Consider the following 1,368-nt stretch of genomic DNA (forward strand, 5'->3'; position numbering starts at 1 on the left):
GCAATGCTCTCAACTTAAGCCCGAAAGGGCTTGTATACGGGGCGTTCGACCTGTAAACTTCATCGCATAACTGATTGATAAATCGACGATATGAACTCAAATACCAGCGTCCTCCCAACTCCTGGCTGAGTTCTCCGATTTCCTGTTCGATCCGGCGCTCGCTGAGCGCGTGCGTCTTTCTCCCACTGCATTCACCCGCAATCGCACACTGACATTGCCGCGCATGGCCGCGCTGATGATGTCGGGCATGTGCGCGAGCGTGCAGGCCGAACTCGATGGCCTGTTTGGTGAGCTCGGCGAACGCGGCGTGCGTACCCGCGGCGTCAGTGCACAGGCCTTCAGCAAGGCGCGCCGGGGGCTGTCGGCCGAGCTGTTCGAACGGGCCCGCGCACGTCTGATTGAACTCGCCCAACCCCATATTGACTCGATGCGCTGGAACGGCCTGAGGCCGGTCGCAGCCGACGGCACCCGGCTGCGGGTGGCGACCCGCCAGGGCCATGCGTTGCGCGCCGATCACTACGCGTTCGCGCTGTTCCTGCCGGGGCCCGAACTGACGTTGCATGCCGCGCTCCATCCGGCCGACGGCGCCGAGCGGCAGATGCTGTTCGAAGCGCTGGATGTGCTTCAGCCGCACACCGATCTGCTGCTGCTTGATCGCGGCTATATTGGCAACATGATGGTGGCCGCGCTGGCGCAGCGCGAGATCCACTTCTGCCTGCGCGTGGATACCCGAGGATGGAAATGTGTAAGCGCGTTTGCGCGCAGCGGCCAGGCCGAGCAGGTCGTGACACTGGGCGCGCCCAACGAAGAGGATGCCCGCGACTATGAACTGGCGCGCACGCCTACCACCGTGCGCCTGATCCGGGACGTCACGCCCAGCGGCCGCGTGCGTGTGCTGATGACCTCGCTGCTGGAGCGCGAACGTTATCCGGCCAGCGCTTTCGGCGCGCTCTATCATCAACGCTGGCGTATTGAGGAAGCGTTCAAACGTCTGAAGCACCGACTGCGGCTTGAGGCTGTCACCGGCCTGGATTACCTGGCGCTGCAGCAGGACTTCGGTGCGAAAACCGTCGCTGATAACCTGTGTACGCTACTCAATGACCTGGACGATCCAGCCAAAGACGACCACACCAGTCATCCAAACCGTCTGTACGCGCTGGGCGCCCTCAAGCCGATCCTCGGCGCGTGCCTGCTACGGATTGAGCGCTGCCTGAACCGGCTCGCCGATCTCATGCCCGCCATCCACGGAGCCCGATGTCGTATTCAGCCCTCGCGCTCTTACCCACGACCGCCCAGAAAAGCCAAACCCCATCTCCATCTCGCGTACAAGGTCGCTTGATGGAATGGGGCTTAAGTTGAGAGCATTGC

1 protein-coding gene is annotated in these 1,368 nt (G+C 62.7%); it reads left to right on the top strand.

Features of this window, described 5'->3' with window-relative positions:
- The first annotated feature begins 142 nt into the window (after positions 1-142).
- Positions 143-1,339 (top strand): IS4 family transposase, encoded by a 1,197-nt coding sequence (locus tag M0D67_RS41985; protein ID WP_171929619.1) that lies wholly within the window; start codon positions 143-145, stop codon positions 1,337-1,339.
- The last annotated feature ends 29 nt before the right edge of the window (positions 1,340-1,368 follow it).

This window comes from Paraburkholderia sp. SECH4 (genome assembly GCF_030511745.1).
Taxonomy (GTDB): Bacteria; Pseudomonadota; Gammaproteobacteria; order Burkholderiales; family Burkholderiaceae; genus Paraburkholderia; species Paraburkholderia madseniana.